This is a genomic window from Micromonospora sp. M71_S20, from assembly GCF_003664255.1.
GTDB lineage: Bacteria > Actinomycetota > Actinomycetes > Mycobacteriales > Micromonosporaceae > Micromonospora.
Genome location: NZ_RCCV01000001.1, coordinates 1910252 through 1928811, shown reverse-complemented (window position 1 = coordinate 1928811; position 18560 = coordinate 1910252). Strand labels below are relative to the sequence as shown.

The window sequence follows — 18560 nt, the reverse complement described above, 5'->3', positions numbered from 1 at the left end:
ACCCGTCCGGTGACCGGCGCCGAGCCAGCCGCTGGACGGTCGCGGGTGGGCGGGCCGTTGCCGCAGCCCGCCCACCCGCCTCACCTCCCGCACCCTGAGGAACGGAAACCGTCTCCGCCATGCGCTTGCTCGCCGCCGTCGCCACCGGCATCGCTCTACTCGGCGCCGCCCCGGCACCACCCGCACCGGCGCCTCCCAAACCGTCGGCGGCCCCCGTCGTGACCTGGGGGGTGGCACCGTCGACCGCGAAGGGCCCGAACGGCCGGCCGGCGTTCACCTACAAGCTCGACCCCGGTGCCAAGCTCACCGACCACGTCGCGGTCACCAACCACTCGGCGCGCCCGCTCACCCTGAACTTGTACGCCAGCGACGCGTTCACCACCGCTCAGGGCGGGTTCGACCTGCTGGCCGGTGACCGGCAGCCCACCGACGTCGGCGCCTGGGTCCGGATCCCTCGGCGGACCCTGACCATCCCGTCGACGTCCCGCCTGAACGTCCCGTTCACCCTCACCGTGCCGGCCAACGCCACACCGGGAGACCACGCCGGGGGAATCGTCGCCTCACTCGCCGCCACGTCGGCGGACGCCCAGGGCAACCAGGTCGCCGTCGACCACCGCGTCGGCGCCCGCATCTACCTGCGGGTCACCGGCGAGCTGCAACCCGCGCTGACCGTCGAGAACCTGCGGGTACGGCACACCGGCTCGCTCAACCCCCTGGCCGGTGGCACGCTCACCGCCACCTTCACCGTCCGGAACACCGGCAACGTCCGGCTCACAGGGCGGCCCGCGCTCGGCGTGGCCGGCCCGTTCGGTCTCGGCCGGCGCTCGGTGGAGGCGGCGGCCCTGCCGGAGATCCTGCCCGGCGGCGAGCTGACCACCGCCGTACGCATGACGGGTGTGCCGCCGCTGTTCCGGCTGACCGGAAGTGCCTCCATCACGCCCGCCGCCGTCGGCGACCAGGTCCTCGATCCGCCGCCGCGGGGCGACACGGTGCAGGCCACCGTCTGGGCGATGCCCTGGCCGCAGCTGGCCCTACTGGCCCTTCTCGCCCTCGCGGTCTGGGCGTTGGTCGCCGCCCGCCGACGGCGGGTCCGGCAGGTCGCGCGGGCGGTGGCCGCCGCCCGGGAGCAGGGACGCACCGAGGCCGGCCGGGAGGCCGATCGGAACTCGGACCGCAAGGATGCCGCGGTTCCCGCCCCCGTCGGCCCGGGCTCCCGCGCCGACGGTTGCGGCACGACGACGCCCGACCGTCCGACGCCTGACACCGATCGCTCCGAACCGACCCACGACAACTCATGACCGCACATCGACCATGGGGAAGGACAAGCAGTGACCCGGCGAAGCCGTACCTCAGGCCCCGCACCAGCCCTCCCGACCACGCCGCAGGGTGCCGCCACCAGTCAGGTTGTCACGACGCGGCACGACGACAAGCCCGCACGTCGCCGGGGGAGCGAGCAATGAGGATGAGAAGCATGCGTGCCGGCGCCGCCGGCCTTGCCGTGGCCGTGCTGACGCTGGCCGTGGGGGCCGCGCCGGCCGGCGCGGAACCGACCGCGGTCGACGTGACCGGCGCGGACCTCGTCTCGGTGGCGTTCGACGGTGATGCGCTGTCGCTGCGCCTCCGGGACGCCGCGCAGCTGGCGGGTGACGCCCCCGGCCGCGACCCGGCCGAGGTGGTATTGGGCCCGAACGGTGGCCTGGCCGGTCGAGTGCCGGCCGGGAAGGCCTTCGCCTTCCTCGGAACGCCGGGCCAGCCGGTGTGGTCACTGTCCGCGGGCGACACCGGGTTCCCGGCCCTGGACACCACCGGAGTACGCCCCGGGGTCGTCACCGACGACACGGTCGCCCTCACCCTGCGCTCGGTCGAGGGGCCCGGTCACCTCACGGCCTACACCCTGACCGGTATCGGCGCGGCGAGCCCGCTCTTCGGCAGTCGCCCCGGCGTGCCGCGGACGGCGCAGCTACCGGTGGGCACGCGTACCGGCGGTGTGGTCTTGGCCTTCGACGGGGCGGGCGACCACCGGTTCACCCTGACCGGCTCGGTCACCCTGCGCTCGGGTCGGAAGGTCAGCGCCGACGCCACGTACCGGGTGCGTGTGCCGGTGATCAGCCCGGCCGGACAGGCGCCGCTGCCGGCGGTGCCCCAGACGGCGGTGCGGCCCGACGGGCAGGCGGCGGCGCGGCCACTGGCCGCGCCCGCCGCGCCGGAGCCGGAAGCCGTGCCGGAGCCCGCTGCGGCGCCGTCCGTGAAGGCAGCGGCGCCCGCGACGGGCAGTCGCCAGGTGATCGCCGACGGGCACGTCGACATGGGGCCGCAACTGTCCGGGGACACCTGGAGGATCCGGATCAAGGACGACCGGACCAGCCCTCCGGTCTGGCGGGAGACCGCCGACGTGGTCCTGCACGTCAAGGACAACGCGAAGATCACGGTGCCGGCCGGTGCCGATTTCCTCGGCAAGCAGGGCGACGCCGTGTGGTTGCTGCCGCAGTCCCAGCAGGCGGGCATCGTCTGGCCCGGCTGGAACACCCAGCACGAGTCCGTCGTGTCCGGCGTGAAGGGCCCCGTCACGTGGACGCTGAAGGGGGTCACCGGGCCCGGCCGGTACGCCCTGTTCCTCACCGGCTCGTTCGGCAAGGCCGACGTGCTCTTCGACTCCGCCAAGCCGTTCCCGCAGCAGCTGAGCATCCCGCTCAACACCCACGCGCACGGCAACTGGGCGTTCACCAAGCCCGGCCTGTACCGCCTCGCGGTGCAGATGAGCGGCACCACCACCGCCGGCAAGGCGGTCACCGACACCAGGACGCTCACCCTCGCCGTCGGTGACAGCACCAACCCGGACGGCGGCTCCGGCACCGGCTCGGGGTCCGGCTCCGGTTCCGATGACAGCGCGGGCGGCGCGGATCAGGGCAGTGGCGGGCCGCTGCCGCGCACCGGGGCCGGCTGGGTGTTGACGGCTGCTTCGGCCGGCGTCGTCCTCGTGGTGCTCGGGGTCCTGCTGGTGGCGTCGGCCCGTCGCCGCCGCGCCGGACCCACGAGCGACGTTATGGCACCGGCGTGACGCGGGCGGGAGCCCACCGACCGAGCCCACGGCTGTGGGTGCTACCGCTGCTGGTCGCCCTGCTGGCCAGCGGCTGCCGGTCGCAGGTGGCACTGACGGCCGACGACGACCGCGTCCAGGTCATCACGACCACCGGAATCCTGCGGGACCTGGTCAGCAACGTGGGCGGGGACCGGGTGGTCGTCAGCTCGCTGGTGCCCGACAGTGCCGACCCGCACAGCTACGAGCCGTCACTGCGGGATGTCCGTGACGTCGTGTACGCCGACGTCGCGTTCAGCAACTACCTCCTGCTGGAGGAGCAGGCCGTCATCAAGGCGCTGGACGCGAACCTTCGCGACGGCGTACCGAACATCTCGCTGGCCGAGGGGGCGGTGAAGTACGCCGCGGAGATCATTCCGCTGGTCGAGGACGTATCGCTGGACACCCTCTGGCTGGGTATGCGGGTGCGCGGCACCGGGGCTGCGCAGGGCGCGAACCGCTCCTCCGACGTACTGCTCAGCGCTACCGCCGCAGACGGGCCGGGTCGGGTACTGGCCTACCTGACCGAGTCGTTCGGCAACCCGGCGTTCTACGTCGACTCCAAGAACGGGTTCGACGCCGCCAACGGGTACCGGGACGACACCGCCACTCTGCCGCCCGACGCGCACACCCACATGAGCTGGGCGTTCACCAAGCCAGGTGTCTACCGGCTGACCATGCGGGCGCAGCTGGCGGTCTCCCCCGACACGGCTCCCGTCCCGCTGGGCGAGCAGGTGTTCACCTTCGCCGTCGGGGTGGATCCCCACTCGGTGCCGGGCATGCCGGGCGCGGCGGTCCTGAACTCCGGGCACGCCGACGTCACCGTCGACCTCGACGAGCGGCGGCTCTACCTGTTCGCCGACCCGGAAGGCAGCGGCGAGGCCAACCAGCGGGTGTACGACCCGGCCAGCACCGTGATCGAGGTCCCGAACAAGGCATTGCTCGAGGTACCCGGCGACCGGAGGTTCCGGTTCCTCGGCCGGCCCGGCACCCAGGTCTACCAGCTCCCCCAGGCGGTCCTCGGCAAACACGTACACGGCGAGATCGACCCGCACCTGTGGCAGAACGTCCGCAACGCGATCTCCTACACCGAACTGATCCGGGACACCCTGATCGGAGTCGACCCCGAGGGGGCGACGGCCTACCGGGCGAACGCTTCGGCCTACATCCGGGAACTCGAGCAACTCGACGCCTACGTCCGGGACACCGTCGCGCGCATCCCGCCGTCGCGACGCCACCTGGTCAGCACCCACGACGCGTTCGGCTACCTGGGCCAGGCGTACGGGATCCAGATCTCCGGCTTCGTCACCCCCAACCCCGTCACGGAGCCGAGCCTGGCCGACCGCCGCCGGCTCGTCGAGACGATCCGCAACCTGAGGATCCCCGCCGTGTTCCTGGAACCGAACCTGGCGGCCCGGTCCACCACGCTGACCGAGGTGGCCCGCGAGGAAGGACTACGGATCTGCCCGATCTACGGCGACACCTTCGACGGCGACGTCACCACCTACGCGCAGATGATGCGGTTCAACGCCGACTCACTGCACGACTGCCTGACCGGAGACAACTGATGGAGGAACCAGTGACGGCAGGACGGCTGCCAGGCCGCACCCGCACGACGACCGCCGTGCTGCGGTGCACGCTGGCCACGCTGATCGTGCTGGCCACGACGCAGACACCGGCGCGGGCCGAGCAGCCGACACCGGGCCTCGGCCAGTCGATCGCCGCCGACCAGCCGCTCGCCACCGGCCGGGCCGAACTCGCCACCGGGCACGTCGACGTCGGCCCCCGCTACGTCGACAACCGCTGGACGCTGCTGATCCACGACGGCACACAGGCGCGCCCGGTGTGGCGCGACCCCGACGAGGCCCTGCTCCGGGTCTCCGACGCCGCGCTGCAGACCGTTCCCGATGACCCGGCGTACGCCTTCCTGGGCATCGACGCCGGCAAAAAGGTGTACGTGGTGCCACAGGTCCAGAACCCCGATGTCGTCTGGCTCGGCTGGAACACCCAGGACCCCCGGGTGATGCAGACCATCGACCGGGGCGTCACCCTGACCCTGCTCGGCGTACGCGGACCGGGAAGCCTCACGACCTATCTCCAGTCGGGCAACTTCGCCCCACCCCAGCCGCTGTGGCGCTCCACCGAGCCGAAGGCTCAGCCCTTCTGGGCCGAGGTCAACACCCACACCCACGCCAACTGGGTGTTCAGCGCACCGGGGGTCTACCTGGTCGCGGTCGGAGTGTCCGCCGACCTGATCAACGGCGAGACGGTGTCGGCGACCGGCACGCTGCGCTTCGCCGTGGGCGACGCCACCAGCGCCGACGAGGCGTACGCGGCCACTGCGGACATCCCCGCAGCAGCCGGGCAGGCAGCGGCCGACAAGGAGCGCACCACGGTCACCGAGTCAGCCGGGGGGTCCACGTCGCTGCCGCTCGCCGCGCTGGTGGGCGCAGCCGCCGTACTCGCCGTCGGCCTGATCCTTCTGCTTCTGCGCGGACGCCGGGCGAAGCAGCGGGCCGAGAAGGAACGCGCCGCAGCACTGCCGGAGGTCCAGCGGTGAGAGCACTCGACATCGAAGGGCTGGACGTGGACCTCGGCGGCCGGCCGGTCCTGCGAGACATCCGCCTGCACCTCGACCGGGGCGAGCTGGTCGGGCTGCTCGGACCCAACGGCGCCGGAAAGACCACCCTGCTGCGCGCCATCCTCGCGCTGACCCGCACCCGCGCTGGCCGGGTACTGGTGGAGGGCAAGCCGTCGCGTCCCGGCCGGTCGGAAATCGGCTACGTCCCCCAGCGCCACGAGTTCACCTGGGACTTCCCGATCTCCGTCGAGCAGGCCGTGCTGACCGGCCGTACCGGCCGCCTGGGCCTGCTCCGCCGCCCCGGCGTCGCCGACTGGCGGGCCGTCGGCGAGGCACTCGACCGCGTACAGCTGACCGGGCTGCGCCGCCGGCCGGTCGGTGAGCTGTCCGGTGGGCAACGCCAACGCGTCCTGGTAGCCCGGGCCCTCGCCCTCGCGCCGCGCATCCTGCTGCTCGACGAGCCGTTCACCGGACTCGACATGCCCACCCAGGAACTGCTGGGCGACCTGTTCACCAGCCTGGCGCGCGAGGACCGCGCGGTGCTGATGACCACCCACGACCTCGTCGCCGCCGTGGACTCCTGCACCCGACTGGTCCTGCTCAACGGGCGGGTCGTCGCCGACGGGCAACCGGCGGACCTGCAGGACCCCGAGCTGTGGACGACAACCTTCGGGGTGAGCGCGACCTCCCCCCTGCTGAAACTCGTGAGGGCGGCCTGATGTCGATCACGGACTTCCTCACCGACCTGCTCAACCCCGACCTCGCGTTCCTGCCCAAGGCGCTGGCGATCGCGGTGTTGTCCAGCATCGTCTGCGGCGTCGTCGGCTGCTACGTCGTACTTCGGGGGATGGCCTTCATCGGCGACGCCGTGGCACACGCGGTCTTCCCCGGCATCGCGGTGGCCTTCGTCCTGCAGGGCAGCCTGGTGCTCGGCGGCGCCGTCGCCGGTGTCGCCACCGCGCTGCTGATCGCGATCTTCTCGCAGAACCGGCGCGTCAAGGAGGACTCGCTGATCGGCGTCTTCCTGGTCGCCACGTTCGCCCTCGGCATCGTGATCATCTCGCAGGCCCCCGGGTACGCCGGATCGCTGCAACAGTTCCTGTTCGGCTCGATCACCGGCATCCCCGACCGGGACCTCTACGTCGTCGGGGGCGCCGGCCTGGTCATCCTCGGCCTGGTGCTCGCGCTGCACAAGGAATTCGTCGCGATCTGCCTCGATCGGGAGATGTCCCGATCGATGGGGCTGCCGGTCTTCTGGCTCGACATCGTGCTCTACGTCCTGGTCACCCTGGCTGTGGTGATCTCCCTGCAGACCATCGGCAACATCCTCGTCCTGGCCCTGTTGATCACCCCCGCCGCGGCGGCCCGCCTGCTCACCGACCGACTCGGTGTGATGATGCTGCTCGCCCCGCTGATCGGCGGCGCGTCGGCGATCGTCGGGCTGTACCTGTCCTGGAGCTACGACACGCCGGTCGGCGGGACCATCGTCCTGGTCGCCACCGCCGTCTTCCTCGTCGCCTGGCTGCTCGCCCCACGACACGGCGTACTCACCCGGCGGTGGAGGCGGCCAGTCGGACCGGAACTGGCCGGCGGCTCCGAACCCGCTCGCGCGCCCGGCCGCCCTCACCCGCAGGAACCGTCACCGGCGGCCGGATAGGGGAACCGGCTTGCCGGTCGTCCGGCCTCGTCGGGGAGCTACCGGCCATCCGTGCCCGCACCCACCCGCTCTGGAACGGGGTGCGGGCACGGATCGGTGCCGTCAACGAGTCGGTTGTGGACGCCTATCCGATCGACTCTTTCCCGGACTATCCGAAACGACTATCATTTTCAACAACCGGTCCACTGGGGATCCGGGAGAGGAGTTCCACGTGCGTCCTTCCCTCCGCATGCTGCTCGCGACGGCAGCGGTCACCGCCGGGCTCGTCGCCTCCGCCGCGCCCGCGCAGGCCACGACCACCGTCGTGTTCAGCACCGGACACATCGACCTCGTCGACATCGCCTACGAAGCAGGCGCGCTAGAGATCGGCGTCCACGACGAGGACAACGACGTCGAGTACGCCGCTGGCGACGTCGCCATCATCGTCAAGCGCCAGGCCAAGATCACCGTGCCCAACGACCCCGCCTTCGGCTTCCTTGGCACCCCCGGGGTATCGAAGGTGTGGGTCCTGCCCGAGATCCAGAACACCAACTTCATCTGGCCCGGCATCGCCGCCGAGGAGATCGAGGCCGGCACTTTCGCGGGTGACCAGCTGACCCTGAACGTGCAGTCGGTCAGCGGCCCCGGCCAACTGGCCATCTACACCGAGAACGTCGTCGGCCAGCCGGTGGTTCTCGCCGACAGCGGCGACGGCCTGCCCGACGCGCTGACCCTCACGGCCGGCGACCACCTGCACGCCAACTGGGCCTTCGACGCCGCCGGCATCTACCGCGTCACCTTCCGCGCCACCGGCACCCTCGCCAACGGCCAGCAGGTGACCTCCGACCCCACCACCCTGCGCATCGCGGTAAGGGCGTGATGACCATGCGTACGCCCCGTCGTGTCCTCGCCGGCCTCGCCGTCACCGCCGCCCTGCTCGCGGGAACCGCCAGTCCCGCACAAGCGGCCTCGGTCACCCTCTCCAGCGGACATGTCGACGTCATCGATGTCGACTACGCCGCGGGTGCCCTCAGCGTCACCGTCATGGACTACACCGGCACCACCGACGTCGAACGTAACCCCGCCGACGTCCTCTTCCGTGTCCCCTCCACCGCCAAGACCACCGTGCCCACCGGCTCGGCCTGGTCCTTCCTCGGCACCGGCGGCCAGGCATGGATCCTGCCCCAGTCCAACACCACCGGCCTGCTCTGGCCCGGCTGGAACACCCTCGAAGTGCCCACCGGGATCTTCCAGAACAACCGCGTCACCTTCAAACTCACCAACGTCACCGGACCCGCCGGGTTCAGCGTCTACACCGTCTCCAGCGGCACGCCGACCGTGCTGTTCGACAGCGGCAACGGCCTGCCCGACAGCCTCAACGTCAACCGAAACGTCCACGCCCACGCCAACTGGGCCTTCGACGCCGCCGGCACCTACGCCGTCACCTTCGAGGTGACCGGCGTCCTCGCCTCCAACGGCAGCACCATCACCTCCGGCGCGAAGACCTTCACCTTCGAGGTGCTCGCCTGAACACCCACCGCTGACGACCATCAGCACGAAGGCGATCCGCCGGGGTAGGGGGTATCTCCGAATGCGGATCAAGCCGGCGCGGCAGCCCCACCCACCGGGCGCCGCGCCGGCGGCCGTCCCCCCACCGTCAGCGACGAACGGCGCCGGAAGGACGACCACCGGACGCTGGCCGGCGACCAGGTGTGGGGCGAGATCGAACGCCAGGTTCCCCACGTGCACGCGGCACCGCCCGCCCGAGGCGCCGTCCCCCGTCGACCGCGCCACGCACCACCGCCTCCCGGCGATCCCGAGCCGATGCGGCAGTGCCTGGTCAGGGCCAGCCCTGCTCGCGAAGGAGAACCCGGGCCAGCGCGGCGGACGCAAGGTAGCCGACCGGCGCGAGCAGGGCGATCCAGGCGTAATCGGTGGCCCCGGCCGGGGAGACCGTCTGCAGCAGGAGCAGGGCGCAGCCCGACCCGAGCGAGTACGCCACCGACCCCGCCGTGCCGCCGATCGCGTTCGCGGTGACCAGCCGGCGGGAAAAAGCGGATGGGGTAGCGCTGTGAGGATGGCGCCTGTGACCCCCCGGCATGCCAGGTGAGGGCTTGCTCGGGGTCGGCCAGCACGTACGGCCAGTTCCAAGCCCAGCCTCCTCGAACGCCTCAATCTCGCAGGCCTCGACACCTGACACATGATTCGCCGTCGGGACCCGCAACCGGACATCGAACCATGTCGTTTGCTGGGGTGGACCCGGTGGGTCGGGTGACTGTCTGGGTGTGTGCTGCCGATGTCATGGCCAGCTAGGAGTAGGACGCCCCGGCCCTCGCTGATGACCGCTGTATCAGCACTGGATGGAGACTTGCGACCGATCGCCCTTTCCGAAGTTGTGGTTACTGAACCGCGGCGGGTCCACGCCCCTGACCAGCACGAGCGAAAAGGGTGATGCCCGATGGGCAGCCTGTGGGCCGGCGTCGACGTCGGCAAGACCCACCACCACGTATGCGTCGTCGACGACGACGGCACCGTGGTGATGTCCGAGAAGATCCCGAACGACCAACAATCCATCTCCGGCATCGCCGGGCGGCTCGGCAAACGCCGCAAGCCACTCCGCTGGGCCGTCGACCTGCGCGGCGGACCCGCGTCACTGTTGCTGGCGGTCCTGTTCGACCGGGGCGCGGACGTGTGCCACGTCAGCGGCACGGTCACCTCCCGGATGGCGGAGGCGTTCCACGGCGAACGCAAGACCGACGCCCACGACGCCTACGTCATCGCCCAGACCCTGCGTATGCGTGGCGACCTGCCGACCCTCACCCTCGCGGACGGGGTGCAGCAGCAGTTGAAGCTGCTCGTCTCCCGCCGCCTCGACCTGGTCGCCGACCGGGTCCGCATCACCGCCCGTATCCAGGACCTCCTGACCATGATCAGCCCCGCCCTGGAGAAGGCGCTGAACCTGCGCAGCAGGGGCGCACTGCGGCTCCTCGCGCAGTGGCAGACCCCTGGCGGGCTGCGCCGCGCCGGTGAAGCCCGCATCCTGGCCTACCTGCGCCAGCACGGCGTGCGGGCCGCCAAGGCACTCACCGCCAAGGTCCTCACCGCCGCACGGACGCAGACCGTTGCCGTCGCGGGGGAGGCTACTGCGGCCTCGATCGTGGCGCAGATGGCCGCCGACCTGGAAGCGGTCAGCGAGCGGATCACCGCCATCGAGGAAAGCATCGCCGTGGCTGTCGCCGAGCACGAGTTGGGAGAGATCGTCACCAGCCTGCCCGGAATCGGCAGCACCCTCGCCGCCGAGTTCCTCGCTCACGCCGGCACCCTCACCACCTACCCCAGCCCCGCGGCACTCGCCGCGTACGCCGGGCTCGCGCCGATCTCCCGCGACTCCGGACGCCGCCAAGGCCACCAGGTCCGGCCCCACCGTTACCACCGCGGGCTACGTCGGGTGTTCAGCATGTCCAGCTTCACCGCCCTGACCCACTGCCCACGATCACGCGCCTACTACGACAAGAAACGAGCCGAAGGAAAGACCCACCGCCAAGCCACCGCCGCCCTGTCCAGACAACGCCTCAACGTCCTCTGGGCCTGCATCCGCGACAAGGCCCCCTACCAGCCCAAACAACCAAGATCAGCAGAGCTGGCGTCATGCGAACTCGCATAGAGACTCCGATTGAGGACATCCCTGCCGAGCCGGGCCGGCGTGCTGGTGCCGCCGACACCGACGGCGCGTGCAGGGGCGTACGGCTCTCCCAGAACGTACTGCAGAACTCGACTCAAGGTGTCTGGCGGGCAGATGTTGTCGCACCTGGGCAGTAGCATGGCTCCGCGCTGCTGATCGCCTCGAGCCGAAAGTGGGCATGATGTACATCTCCGCGGTATACATCCGCTTCTTCCGCTCGTTCAACTTCGACTATCTCCGCAAGGCGCACCGCGAATTCGCCCCAGACCCGTGGGATGTGCTGGAGCCGGACGGGCTGCAGTATCCGTTCGTCAAGGTGCCACTCGAGCGGGACGTGACCACCGTGGTGGGCGCGAACGAGTCAGGCAAGAGCCAGTTGCTGTCGGCGATCAAGCACGGGCTGACCGGGAAAGGCATACAGCGGGGCGACTTCTGCCGCTACTCCCAGTTCTTCGCGGTAAACAGGGCCATGGCGTTCCCCGACTTTGGGCTTGAGTTCAAACAGCTGGACCTCAACGATCTCGAGATGCTGGGGAAGGCATGCAAGGTGAAGCTCGACGATGACACCGAGAGCTTCTCCATGTTCCGCGTCGGCGGGAAGGACCCAGTCGTCTACGTCCGGCAGGGCGAGGACTGGACCAAGCATCCCATCAAGGACAAGAAGGCCCTCGAAGCGCTCATGCCGCAGTGGTTCGAGATTGATGCAACAGTCGCGCTGCCGCAGAGCGTGCCGATCAAATACCTGGCGGCGGCCGAGCGATCACTGCAGACGAGTCCTCGTAAGACCCGCTTGGGCTTGGTGAACACAATCCTCGAGAACGCACAGTCGTGGTTCGGCTCGGCCGAGGGCGTCACGGCGGCTACGCCGACGCTCCTGAGCACGTTCTCTAGCGCGAGCACCCAGAACGCCGAGCACGACAAGCAGCTCGCACTCGCGGATGACCTGTTGCTCAAGGTCGCTCGGATCGATCGGACCGCCTTCCAGGAACTCCTCAACGCCGTTGAGGAAGGTAAGGACGGATTCGCGAACGGGATCGTAGAGCGGATTAACCGCGGGCTCTCCGCAGCGCTCAACTTTCCGAAGTGGTGGTCTCAGGACTTGCACTTCCAGCTCTTGGTGACTCTACGCGACCAAGATTTGGTGTTCACCATTCGTGATCGGACCGGCACGGAGTACTCCGCAGACGAACGCAGTGGAGGTCTGAAGTACTTTCTCAGCTACTTCGTGCAGTACCTCGCCCATGAGCCACCCAAGTCGGGCGCTCGCGAGGTGCTGCTTATGGACGAACCGGACGCCTATCTGTCCAGCACCGGCCAGCAAGACCTGCTGCGAATCTTCGAAGACTTCGCCGATCCGCAGGAACCAACGCGATCCTCCTGCCAGGTCGTTTACGTCACACACTCCCCATTCCTAATCGACAAGAACCACGGTGAGCGTATCCGTGTCTTGGAGAAGGGTGAAGGCGACGAGGGCACCCGCGTGGTGCGCAACGCTGCCCGTAATCACTACGAACCGCTGCGCTCGGCGTTCGGCGGGTTCGTGGCCGAGACCACCTTCATCAGCAACTGCAACTTGATGCTGGAGGGCATGTCCGATCAGGTCATGCTGGCCGGGATGTCCACGCGGTTGCGTCGGCAAGAAGCCCCGTCGACCGACAACCTAGACCTGAACACAGTGACGCTTGTGCCCGCCGGGTCTGCGCCGCACATCCCTTACCTGGTGTATCTCGCGAGGGGACGCGACGTTGACCGGCCCGCCGTGATCGTCCTGCTCGACAGCGACACCTCCGGCGATCAAGCGGTGAAGTCGCTGAGGAAGGGCCCGAATGGTAAGCCTGTGATCGACGCGAAGTTCATTCTGCAGTTAGGTGAGCTTCCAACTGATGCTCTGGTCAGCACTCGCCCTGGCGGCGTCGTTGCCATCGAAGACCTCATTCCACTTCCGATCTGCATCGCAGCCGTCAAGCGATACGCGAGCGAGTTCCTCGACCCCTTAGAGTCGGCCAAGCTAGGCACCCTCAAGCCAAAGGACGTGAGCTTCGAGGATTGCTCGGGAACCCACGAGGCGCTCGAGCGCGCAGCCAAGACGAAGCTCGAGGGATTCCATCTGGATAAGGTCGGCTTCGCTCGCAGTGTCCTGGACTCGGTGCGGGAAGATGAGACTCTCACCGGCGCGGCCGAAGTTTTGGACGCCAACTTCCGGGTCCTGTTCCGGGAGCTCGGCCGCAGGCAGCGCCAAGCCATGCGACAGATGACCACGGAGAAGACGAGCTCCAAGATCAAGCGCATTAAGCGGTCATTCCTGCTGGATCACCCCACCAACGCCAGCAAGGAACAGGGCTTGTTGCTTCTCGAGGACATCGAGGCCGCTCTGGACAACTCGGTCGATGCGGAGGCGCTGAAGAGCCAGATTCGGACGATGCGGCGCGACTTCGAGCTCGATGAAGACCCTACCGAGCCAATCAGCGACTTCGGTGCCTTCCGCGACGCGCTCGAGGCGCTGGCGTACCGAGAGGTCAACGAGGTTCAAAAGCCCTAGCAACGCCTACTTCGAGAAACTGGAGGACCGGCACCGGCTAGTGATTTGCCGGCCGGTACTGCCTGCTCGGGTGGCGGTCATGCCGTAGCTCAATCATTTAGTCACCGGTATTGCGGCCCCGCCCCCGTCAACCCAAGTATCAGCTCTTCATGTGATACAGGGCCTTAGGGCGTGGATCCGCACGATGAATGTCCGAGGTTTGACACTTCGTGTCAGCCGTCTCCACCGGATGTGCGGACGTTGTGCTGTCCGCAGGTGTGAGGGGCCTCGGGCAGGACCAGGCGAAGCGTGCTGGTTCGGTCCGTTGTTCGGACCGGGATGCCACATACAGCCGGTCCAGCTCCCATCGAGTATGCCGTGCCCCTTACTGTCGGGTGGTGCAGCGATGGGATTCGCTCAATGAGCGGCAGATGGACCTGCTTCGCCGGATCCACGGCGGCGATGACCTCAGCGGCCCGGACGGCGTCGAGTACCGCCGGTCGGCACGTGCGCTCCAGGACCGGAACCTGGTGACGGTGACACGCAAGGCAGGGGTGTGGAGGGCGTGCTCGACCGACGCCGGTCGCTTCTACCTTGAGCATGGCCACCATCCCGATCATCCCGACCACCGTGCTTCCCTCCCGCGGTCCGAGACGCCGGCACCCGGCGACAACACCGGCGGCGCTTCGTCGGCGAACCTGCGGCGATCGGCTCGCGACCTGCTCGACCGCCTACAGCACGAGGGCGGCATGGTCCGTATCGAGAGTCCCGACAGTGGAACGCGTGCCCGGTACCGCCGGATCATTCACGCGGCGAAGCAGCACGGACTTGTGCCCTCGGGTTACCACCTGCGCCACACTGGCCGTGACGCCGGCGACATCGTCATCCGCCTGTACACCGACGCCGGTCCGGACGAGACCGACTGGAACCGGATCCGGCTCAACACCCGACGTGTCACCACCGACCCGCACCTGGCGTTCAGCGCCCTCGAAGCCGATCCGACCAACCTCACCGTCAGCTCGGACCTACTGCCCCGGGCGTTGCTGCTGATCCGGCAGCTCGCCGGCGAGGCCGCCCGGCGTGGGCACCGGCTCGGGGTCAACACCAAGGCGAAACACCCGCGGGTGTTCCTTCAGGCCGGGCAGGTCCGACGCACGGTCACCCTGACCGAGGAACGCGACCAGGTCCCGCACGAACCCACCGCCGAGGAGCTGAAGGTGCTGCGCCTGCGGCCGTGGATGAAACCCGCGGAGTTCGACGTCGTCGACTCTGGCAGGCTCCGCTTGGAGATCGCCCGGGCCGGATACGACAACCGGGACACCTGGACCGACACCGCACGCGTACGTCTGGAACAGCGCGTCGCGCAGATCATCCAAGGGTTCGAGACTGGCGTCACCGCCGACGAACAGCAACGGCGGGCAGCCGAAGCCGCGCGGGAGAGAGCCGAGGCCGAGCACCGGCGGCGGCAGGAGGAAGCCGCAGCCGAGCGCAGACGGCAGGAGGAGGCCATTCTCGCGCAATGGCACGCCGCGATGGCCGACGCCCGCGCCCGGGCCGCGGAGAACATCCGCGCGGAAACCTTCCGCAACGCCTACCAGGCGTGGACCACCGCAGCTGACATCCGCGCGTTCTGCACCGCCCTTGAACAAGCGGCCGAGGGGCGGACCGGCGCCGGCCGGTACCTCGCCAGCTGGGTCGCGTGGGGCAGGGCCGCCGCCGACCGGATCGACCCCATCCGCAATCCCCGCGTGCTAGCTGACATCAACTACAACCCCGAACCCGGACCCGACGACCTGCGCCCGTTCCTCGGTGACTGGAGCCCCCACGGACCACGCAAGGAGCACCGCCCTGATCACGACCGGCAGGCCCACGCCGACATCCGCCGACAGCCGGAATCGTGGCACCACGGGCTGCTCGACCGCGGCGCCTGAAGTGCGTCCACACCTCAACCGCCACCACAATCCGGCCGGATGCGCACGAGCCTGCGCCGGGACCTGCCGCCATCGCGGCGCGAACCGCCAGCACGACCCGGTACCACGCAACAAGCGACGCTTACCCGAAGGATGGCTGGATGAGAATCGACCCCTCCCGCTTCACCGTCGGCGACGAATGGGCGTACCGGCAGTCGGACCACGCACCGTCCGAACGCGTCCGCATCCTGGCCGTCGAGCCGAAGAAGACCAGCGCCCGCCTCGAGATCAGATTTCTCGACGACCCCGACGAACGGGTGGAGAAGGTCCCCGGGTCGCGGCTGCGGGTGCCGTGGAACGAGGTCGGGACCTTCGACGCGCTGATGGCGAACTGGCAACGCATCAACGATCTGAGCCTCGATCACACAGAGGAAGCCTGCGTCGAGGAGATCTTCGGCCTCTTGATCAGCGATGACGTAGCCGAACTGCTCTGGTCCCCGGTGTCATGCGCCACCGACATCCGCGACAGGGCCCGGCTGAGCCAGATCATCGGCGGCCCGGTCGACGACATCCTCGCCTCGGCTGAATGGTTCGACCACGACGGCCGGACCATCCTGTCACCGGCCGGCACCCTTCAACTGGTCGAAGCTGCGTGCCGTGCCCGTCCGACTGAGGTTCTCGCCCTCGTGATCGAGCAGGAAGCCCTGTCCCGCCACAAATGCAAGTTCGGCGATGACTACCGCGTCGGCCGCGACAGCCGGTCGACGACAGCGGAATGGGAGTACGACTGGTACCGCCGCCACGACCGGCCCCGTCACGAACTACTACGCCAGTGGTGCGGCCACCGGGCAGTCACCCACCACGAACGGTTCCTCGCCGCCGAAGCCGAAACCCACCGCCTCGACATCCTGGTAACCGACCTTCTCAAGGCCCTGGACAACCTCGGTGAACACGAACAGGCCGCCCGGTTCGCCGAGGAGCACGAACGCGACCGCATCACACCCCACACGATCCGTCCCGTCGTCGAACGCCCCCTACACCCCTCCGAGATACCCGTACGCGAGATCAAGGTCAGGCACCGTTGGTGGTGAACACCCGTCGCACAAACGGTCCGATGTTTCAGGTGCTTCTCACCAAGCTTCGGTCCACCGGCGCCCAAGGGCTTCGTGGTGGCCGCCACTGGATTCCAGAGCGGTGTCCTAGACCTAGCCAAGGCCCACGGCATCGCGTACGTACGGCTGGTCGACAGCGGCTGGACGTACATCTCACGTCACACCGCTACGACGCCCCACCCGCGCTCACCGGCGCGTACTCCGGCTACGCCATGACGCCCGACGGCGAGAGAGACCACGAGTTCACCCTGCTGACCGGCAGCGCCGAGAACACACGCTCAGCGTTGATCACAACGGCCTAACCCTGTCTGACGGCGCCATCGCTACTTCGCGAGCCGATCCCATCCGCTGGGCGATGGCACCGAGCCAAACAGCCGGCGTCCGGACAATCACGCCCAGACTCTGGCCTCCCTGGCAAAGCACGGCCAGGGCCGCGTGCCGGCAGCGAACTCACCGCTAAGCATCGCGGCGACCTGCCGGCTCCAGGTGCGGAGATCAATCAGCTCGAGCATCAGCTCCGCGATTGCGGCGAAGTTCAGGGACGTCGACCAGAGCCGGCCGCCCGACCGTACGGCGACGTTCAACAACGGCTTCGAGGGGTCCTCGGTGCCGTCGAGACGTTGCAGCCAGGACGCTTCGACACCAGCCTTGGCCAGCGAGCCGATGATCTTGTTCGGGTTCATGCAGACGGCGAAGAACATGCCGTCGGCGATGAGGCTGGCCGCGACCTCGGCTTCGATCGGGTAAATCGCCCAGGGTGGGCGCACGAGAGTACGGCCGGCCTGTTCGATGCTCAGCAGCGTCAGCGTGTGCCCAGGGTCGTCGGCGCCGATGCGGCGGCGGACCCGGGCGAGTTCGGCGCTGAACCGAGTGCCGAACTCCTCAGCGGTGTACCGGCCGGCGGCGGTGAACTGACTGGCCGCCACGACCGCGCGGCCGGACGAGACCACGCCTCCGGCGATACCCGTCCGCGCATGCGCCAAGCCGAGGATGTCACGCAGGCCCGCCAAGTCGGTGCAGTAGTCGATGGCGGTGCGCACCGGTGCATAGCCGCTGGGCAACTCGCCGGTCTCGTCGGCGAGGACCTGCGAGGTGTCGGCCAGCAGCCGCTCCTGGGCAGGAACTCGATACCGCTGGTTGGTCTTGATCTCGCGGAGCCAGGCCCAGCCGTCACGGCCGAGGACGGTGACGTCGCCGACACGGATGACGTTGGTCAGGTCGTGGTGCAGCACGAACTCCCGCTTCTCGCGCCACGCGGTCTCGATGACCTCCAGCTCTACGGCCAAGCCGGTCTTGCCGTACATCGGGCCGGGAGCATCGGCGCGCGACAGCGCCACGATGATGTTGCGCTGGTAGCCGAAGACTTTCCAGGCGAGTGCGTCCGCGATCGACTTGAGCTGGCGCCAGATCCGCTCGTAGACGTCGCCTTCCAACACCCAGGATTCCCGGTCGGTGCGGTCGAGGGCTGTGCCGAGTTCGGGTGCGTCAGCGGTGAGGTTGCGGTGCCTATCCAGTCGTTTGATCTGCCGGCTGATCGCGGAACGACGCTGCTCGGTGTCGAGGACCATGCCACGGAGCCGACTCTGGAAGTGGTACAACTCCTCGGCAGAGCGGCAGGCGCGTAATGTCCGGACCAGATCGATCAAGGCGCGCAGGGTCTCCTGGTGCGCCGGATGCGTCAGGATGAGGTCGATCTGATCGCCGTCCGCACGATCCATCAACGTGGCGCGCACCGTGCCTCCTGCACTGCCGACCGCTTGGGATTCGCATCATCCGGACAGCTCACCGTATCGGCAAACGAGTTCGCCGCTACGTAGCGCTGGCGGCACTGTGCCCGCGCCGGAAGCGATCCGCGGCCAGGGACGCCAGGGCGTGTGCAGAAGAGCGCCGGCAGAGGCAACGGCGGTGCCGGTGTGCTCAACTTGCCAGGTTCGTGTGGGCTCCGCGCCGCACATCGGAGCACCATCGGTAGCACCAGCCGGGCCGGTCTGCGCCGAGATTCGATGCCTCCATGACCTTCGCAATACACCCACGATCCACACAGG

At 68.9% G+C, this 18560-nt stretch carries 14 protein-coding genes; 12 read left to right on the top strand and 2 right to left on the bottom strand.

Annotated features, from left to right (window positions below; genetic code table 11):
• Positions 1-119 precede the first annotated feature (119 nt).
• The 8 genes from DER29_RS08550 to DER29_RS08515 all read left to right on the top strand — a co-directional run bounded on the left by DER29_RS08550 (position 120) and on the right by DER29_RS08515 (position 8823).
• Positions 120-1298 carry a WxL protein peptidoglycan domain-containing protein gene (locus DER29_RS08550; RefSeq protein ID WP_121396860.1) on the top strand — a complete coding sequence of 393 codons (1179 nt, stop codon included), beginning with the start codon at positions 120-122 and terminating at the stop codon, positions 1296-1298.
• 158 nt (positions 1299-1456) lie between these two features.
• A complete protein-coding gene (locus tag DER29_RS08545; protein ID WP_121396859.1) occupies positions 1457-3058 on the top strand; it encodes a TIGR03773 family transporter-associated surface protein in 1602 nt (533 codons plus the stop codon).
• Entirely contained in the window at positions 3055-4644 is a 1590-nt protein-coding gene (locus tag DER29_RS08540) for an anchored repeat ABC transporter, substrate-binding protein (protein ID WP_121396858.1), read from the top strand. Before DER29_RS08545 ends, DER29_RS08540 begins: the two co-directional genes overlap by 4 nt.
• Complete coding sequence (locus DER29_RS08535) at positions 4644-5636, top strand: choice-of-anchor M domain-containing protein (protein WP_121396857.1); 993 nt, start codon at positions 4644-4646, stop codon at positions 5634-5636. The genes DER29_RS08540 and DER29_RS08535 overlap by 1 nt, the downstream gene beginning before the upstream one ends.
• 26 nt (positions 5637-5662) lie before the next feature.
• Positions 5663-6376, top strand: a complete 714-nt coding sequence (locus tag DER29_RS08530) for an anchored repeat-type ABC transporter ATP-binding subunit (protein ID WP_370040263.1) — start codon at positions 5663-5665, stop codon at positions 6374-6376.
• Positions 6376-7314: an anchored repeat-type ABC transporter permease subunit gene (locus DER29_RS08525; RefSeq protein ID WP_121396855.1), complete on the top strand. Its 939-nt coding sequence runs from the start codon at positions 6376-6378 to the stop codon at positions 7312-7314. The genes DER29_RS08530 and DER29_RS08525 overlap by 1 nt, the downstream gene beginning before the upstream one ends.
• Before the next feature lie 229 nt (positions 7315-7543).
• On the top strand, positions 7544-8173 hold the full coding sequence (locus tag DER29_RS08520) for a choice-of-anchor M domain-containing protein (protein WP_370040261.1): 630 nt from the start codon (positions 7544-7546) through the stop codon (positions 8171-8173).
• Positions 8170-8823: a choice-of-anchor M domain-containing protein gene (locus tag DER29_RS08515; RefSeq protein ID WP_121396853.1), complete on the top strand. Its 654-nt coding sequence runs from the start codon at positions 8170-8172 to the stop codon at positions 8821-8823. The genes DER29_RS08520 and DER29_RS08515 overlap by 4 nt, the downstream gene beginning before the upstream one ends.
• A 310-nt stretch (positions 8824-9133) precedes the next feature.
• Here the strand turns inward: DER29_RS08515 and DER29_RS34090 are convergent, their stop codons facing one another.
• Positions 9134-9295: a hypothetical protein gene (locus DER29_RS34090; RefSeq protein ID WP_158618986.1), complete on the bottom strand. Its 162-nt coding sequence runs from the start codon at positions 9293-9295 to the stop codon at positions 9134-9136.
• A gap of 456 nt (positions 9296-9751) precedes the next feature.
• Here DER29_RS34090 and DER29_RS08510 point away from each other — a divergent pair, with 456 nt between their 5' ends.
• From DER29_RS08510 to DER29_RS08495, 4 genes are all read left to right on the top strand, one after another.
• Positions 9752-10957, top strand: a complete 1206-nt coding sequence (locus DER29_RS08510; RefSeq protein WP_121396852.1) for an IS110 family transposase — start codon at positions 9752-9754, stop codon at positions 10955-10957.
• A gap of 199 nt (positions 10958-11156) precedes the next feature.
• Entirely contained in the window at positions 11157-13514 is a 2358-nt protein-coding gene (locus DER29_RS08505) for an AAA family ATPase (protein ID WP_158618985.1), read from the top strand.
• A 377-nt stretch (positions 13515-13891) separates the two neighbouring features.
• Positions 13892-15424: a hypothetical protein gene (locus tag DER29_RS08500; RefSeq protein ID WP_148709991.1), complete on the top strand. Its 1533-nt coding sequence runs from the start codon at positions 13892-13894 to the stop codon at positions 15422-15424.
• Positions 15425-15564: 140 nt separating this feature from the next.
• Positions 15565-16494 (top strand): hypothetical protein, encoded by a 930-nt coding sequence (locus tag DER29_RS08495; protein WP_121396849.1) that lies wholly within the window; start codon positions 15565-15567, stop codon positions 16492-16494.
• Between the two features lie 410 nt (positions 16495-16904).
• Here DER29_RS08495 and DER29_RS08490 read toward each other — a convergent pair whose 3' ends face one another.
• A complete protein-coding gene (locus DER29_RS08490; RefSeq protein WP_121396848.1) occupies positions 16905-18248 on the bottom strand; it encodes a hypothetical protein in 1344 nt (447 codons plus the stop codon).
• Positions 18249-18560: the final 312 nt, after the last annotated feature.

Bases quoted from the DNA above. Each gene is read 5' to 3' on its own strand.
- DER29_RS08550 (WP_121396860.1), top strand. From the start codon at position 120: ATGCGCTTGCTCGCCGCCGTCGCCACCGGCATCGCTCTACTCGGCGCC.
- DER29_RS08505 (WP_158618985.1), top strand. From the start codon at position 11,157: ATGTACATCTCCGCGGTATACATCCGCTTCTTCCGCTCGTTCAACTTC.
- DER29_RS08545 (WP_121396859.1), top strand. From the start codon at position 1,457: ATGAGGATGAGAAGCATGCGTGCCGGCGCCGCCGGCCTTGCCGTGGCC.
- DER29_RS08520 (WP_370040261.1), top strand. From the start codon at position 7,544: ATGCTGCTCGCGACGGCAGCGGTCACCGCCGGGCTCGTCGCCTCCGCC.
- DER29_RS08510 (WP_121396852.1), top strand. From the start codon at position 9,752: ATGGGCAGCCTGTGGGCCGGCGTCGACGTCGGCAAGACCCACCACCAC.
- DER29_RS08495 (WP_121396849.1), top strand. From the start codon at position 15,565: ATGAGAATCGACCCCTCCCGCTTCACCGTCGGCGACGAATGGGCGTAC.
- DER29_RS08525 (WP_121396855.1), top strand. From the start codon at position 6,376: ATGTCGATCACGGACTTCCTCACCGACCTGCTCAACCCCGACCTCGCG.
- DER29_RS08535 (WP_121396857.1), top strand. From the start codon at position 4,644: ATGGAGGAACCAGTGACGGCAGGACGGCTGCCAGGCCGCACCCGCACG.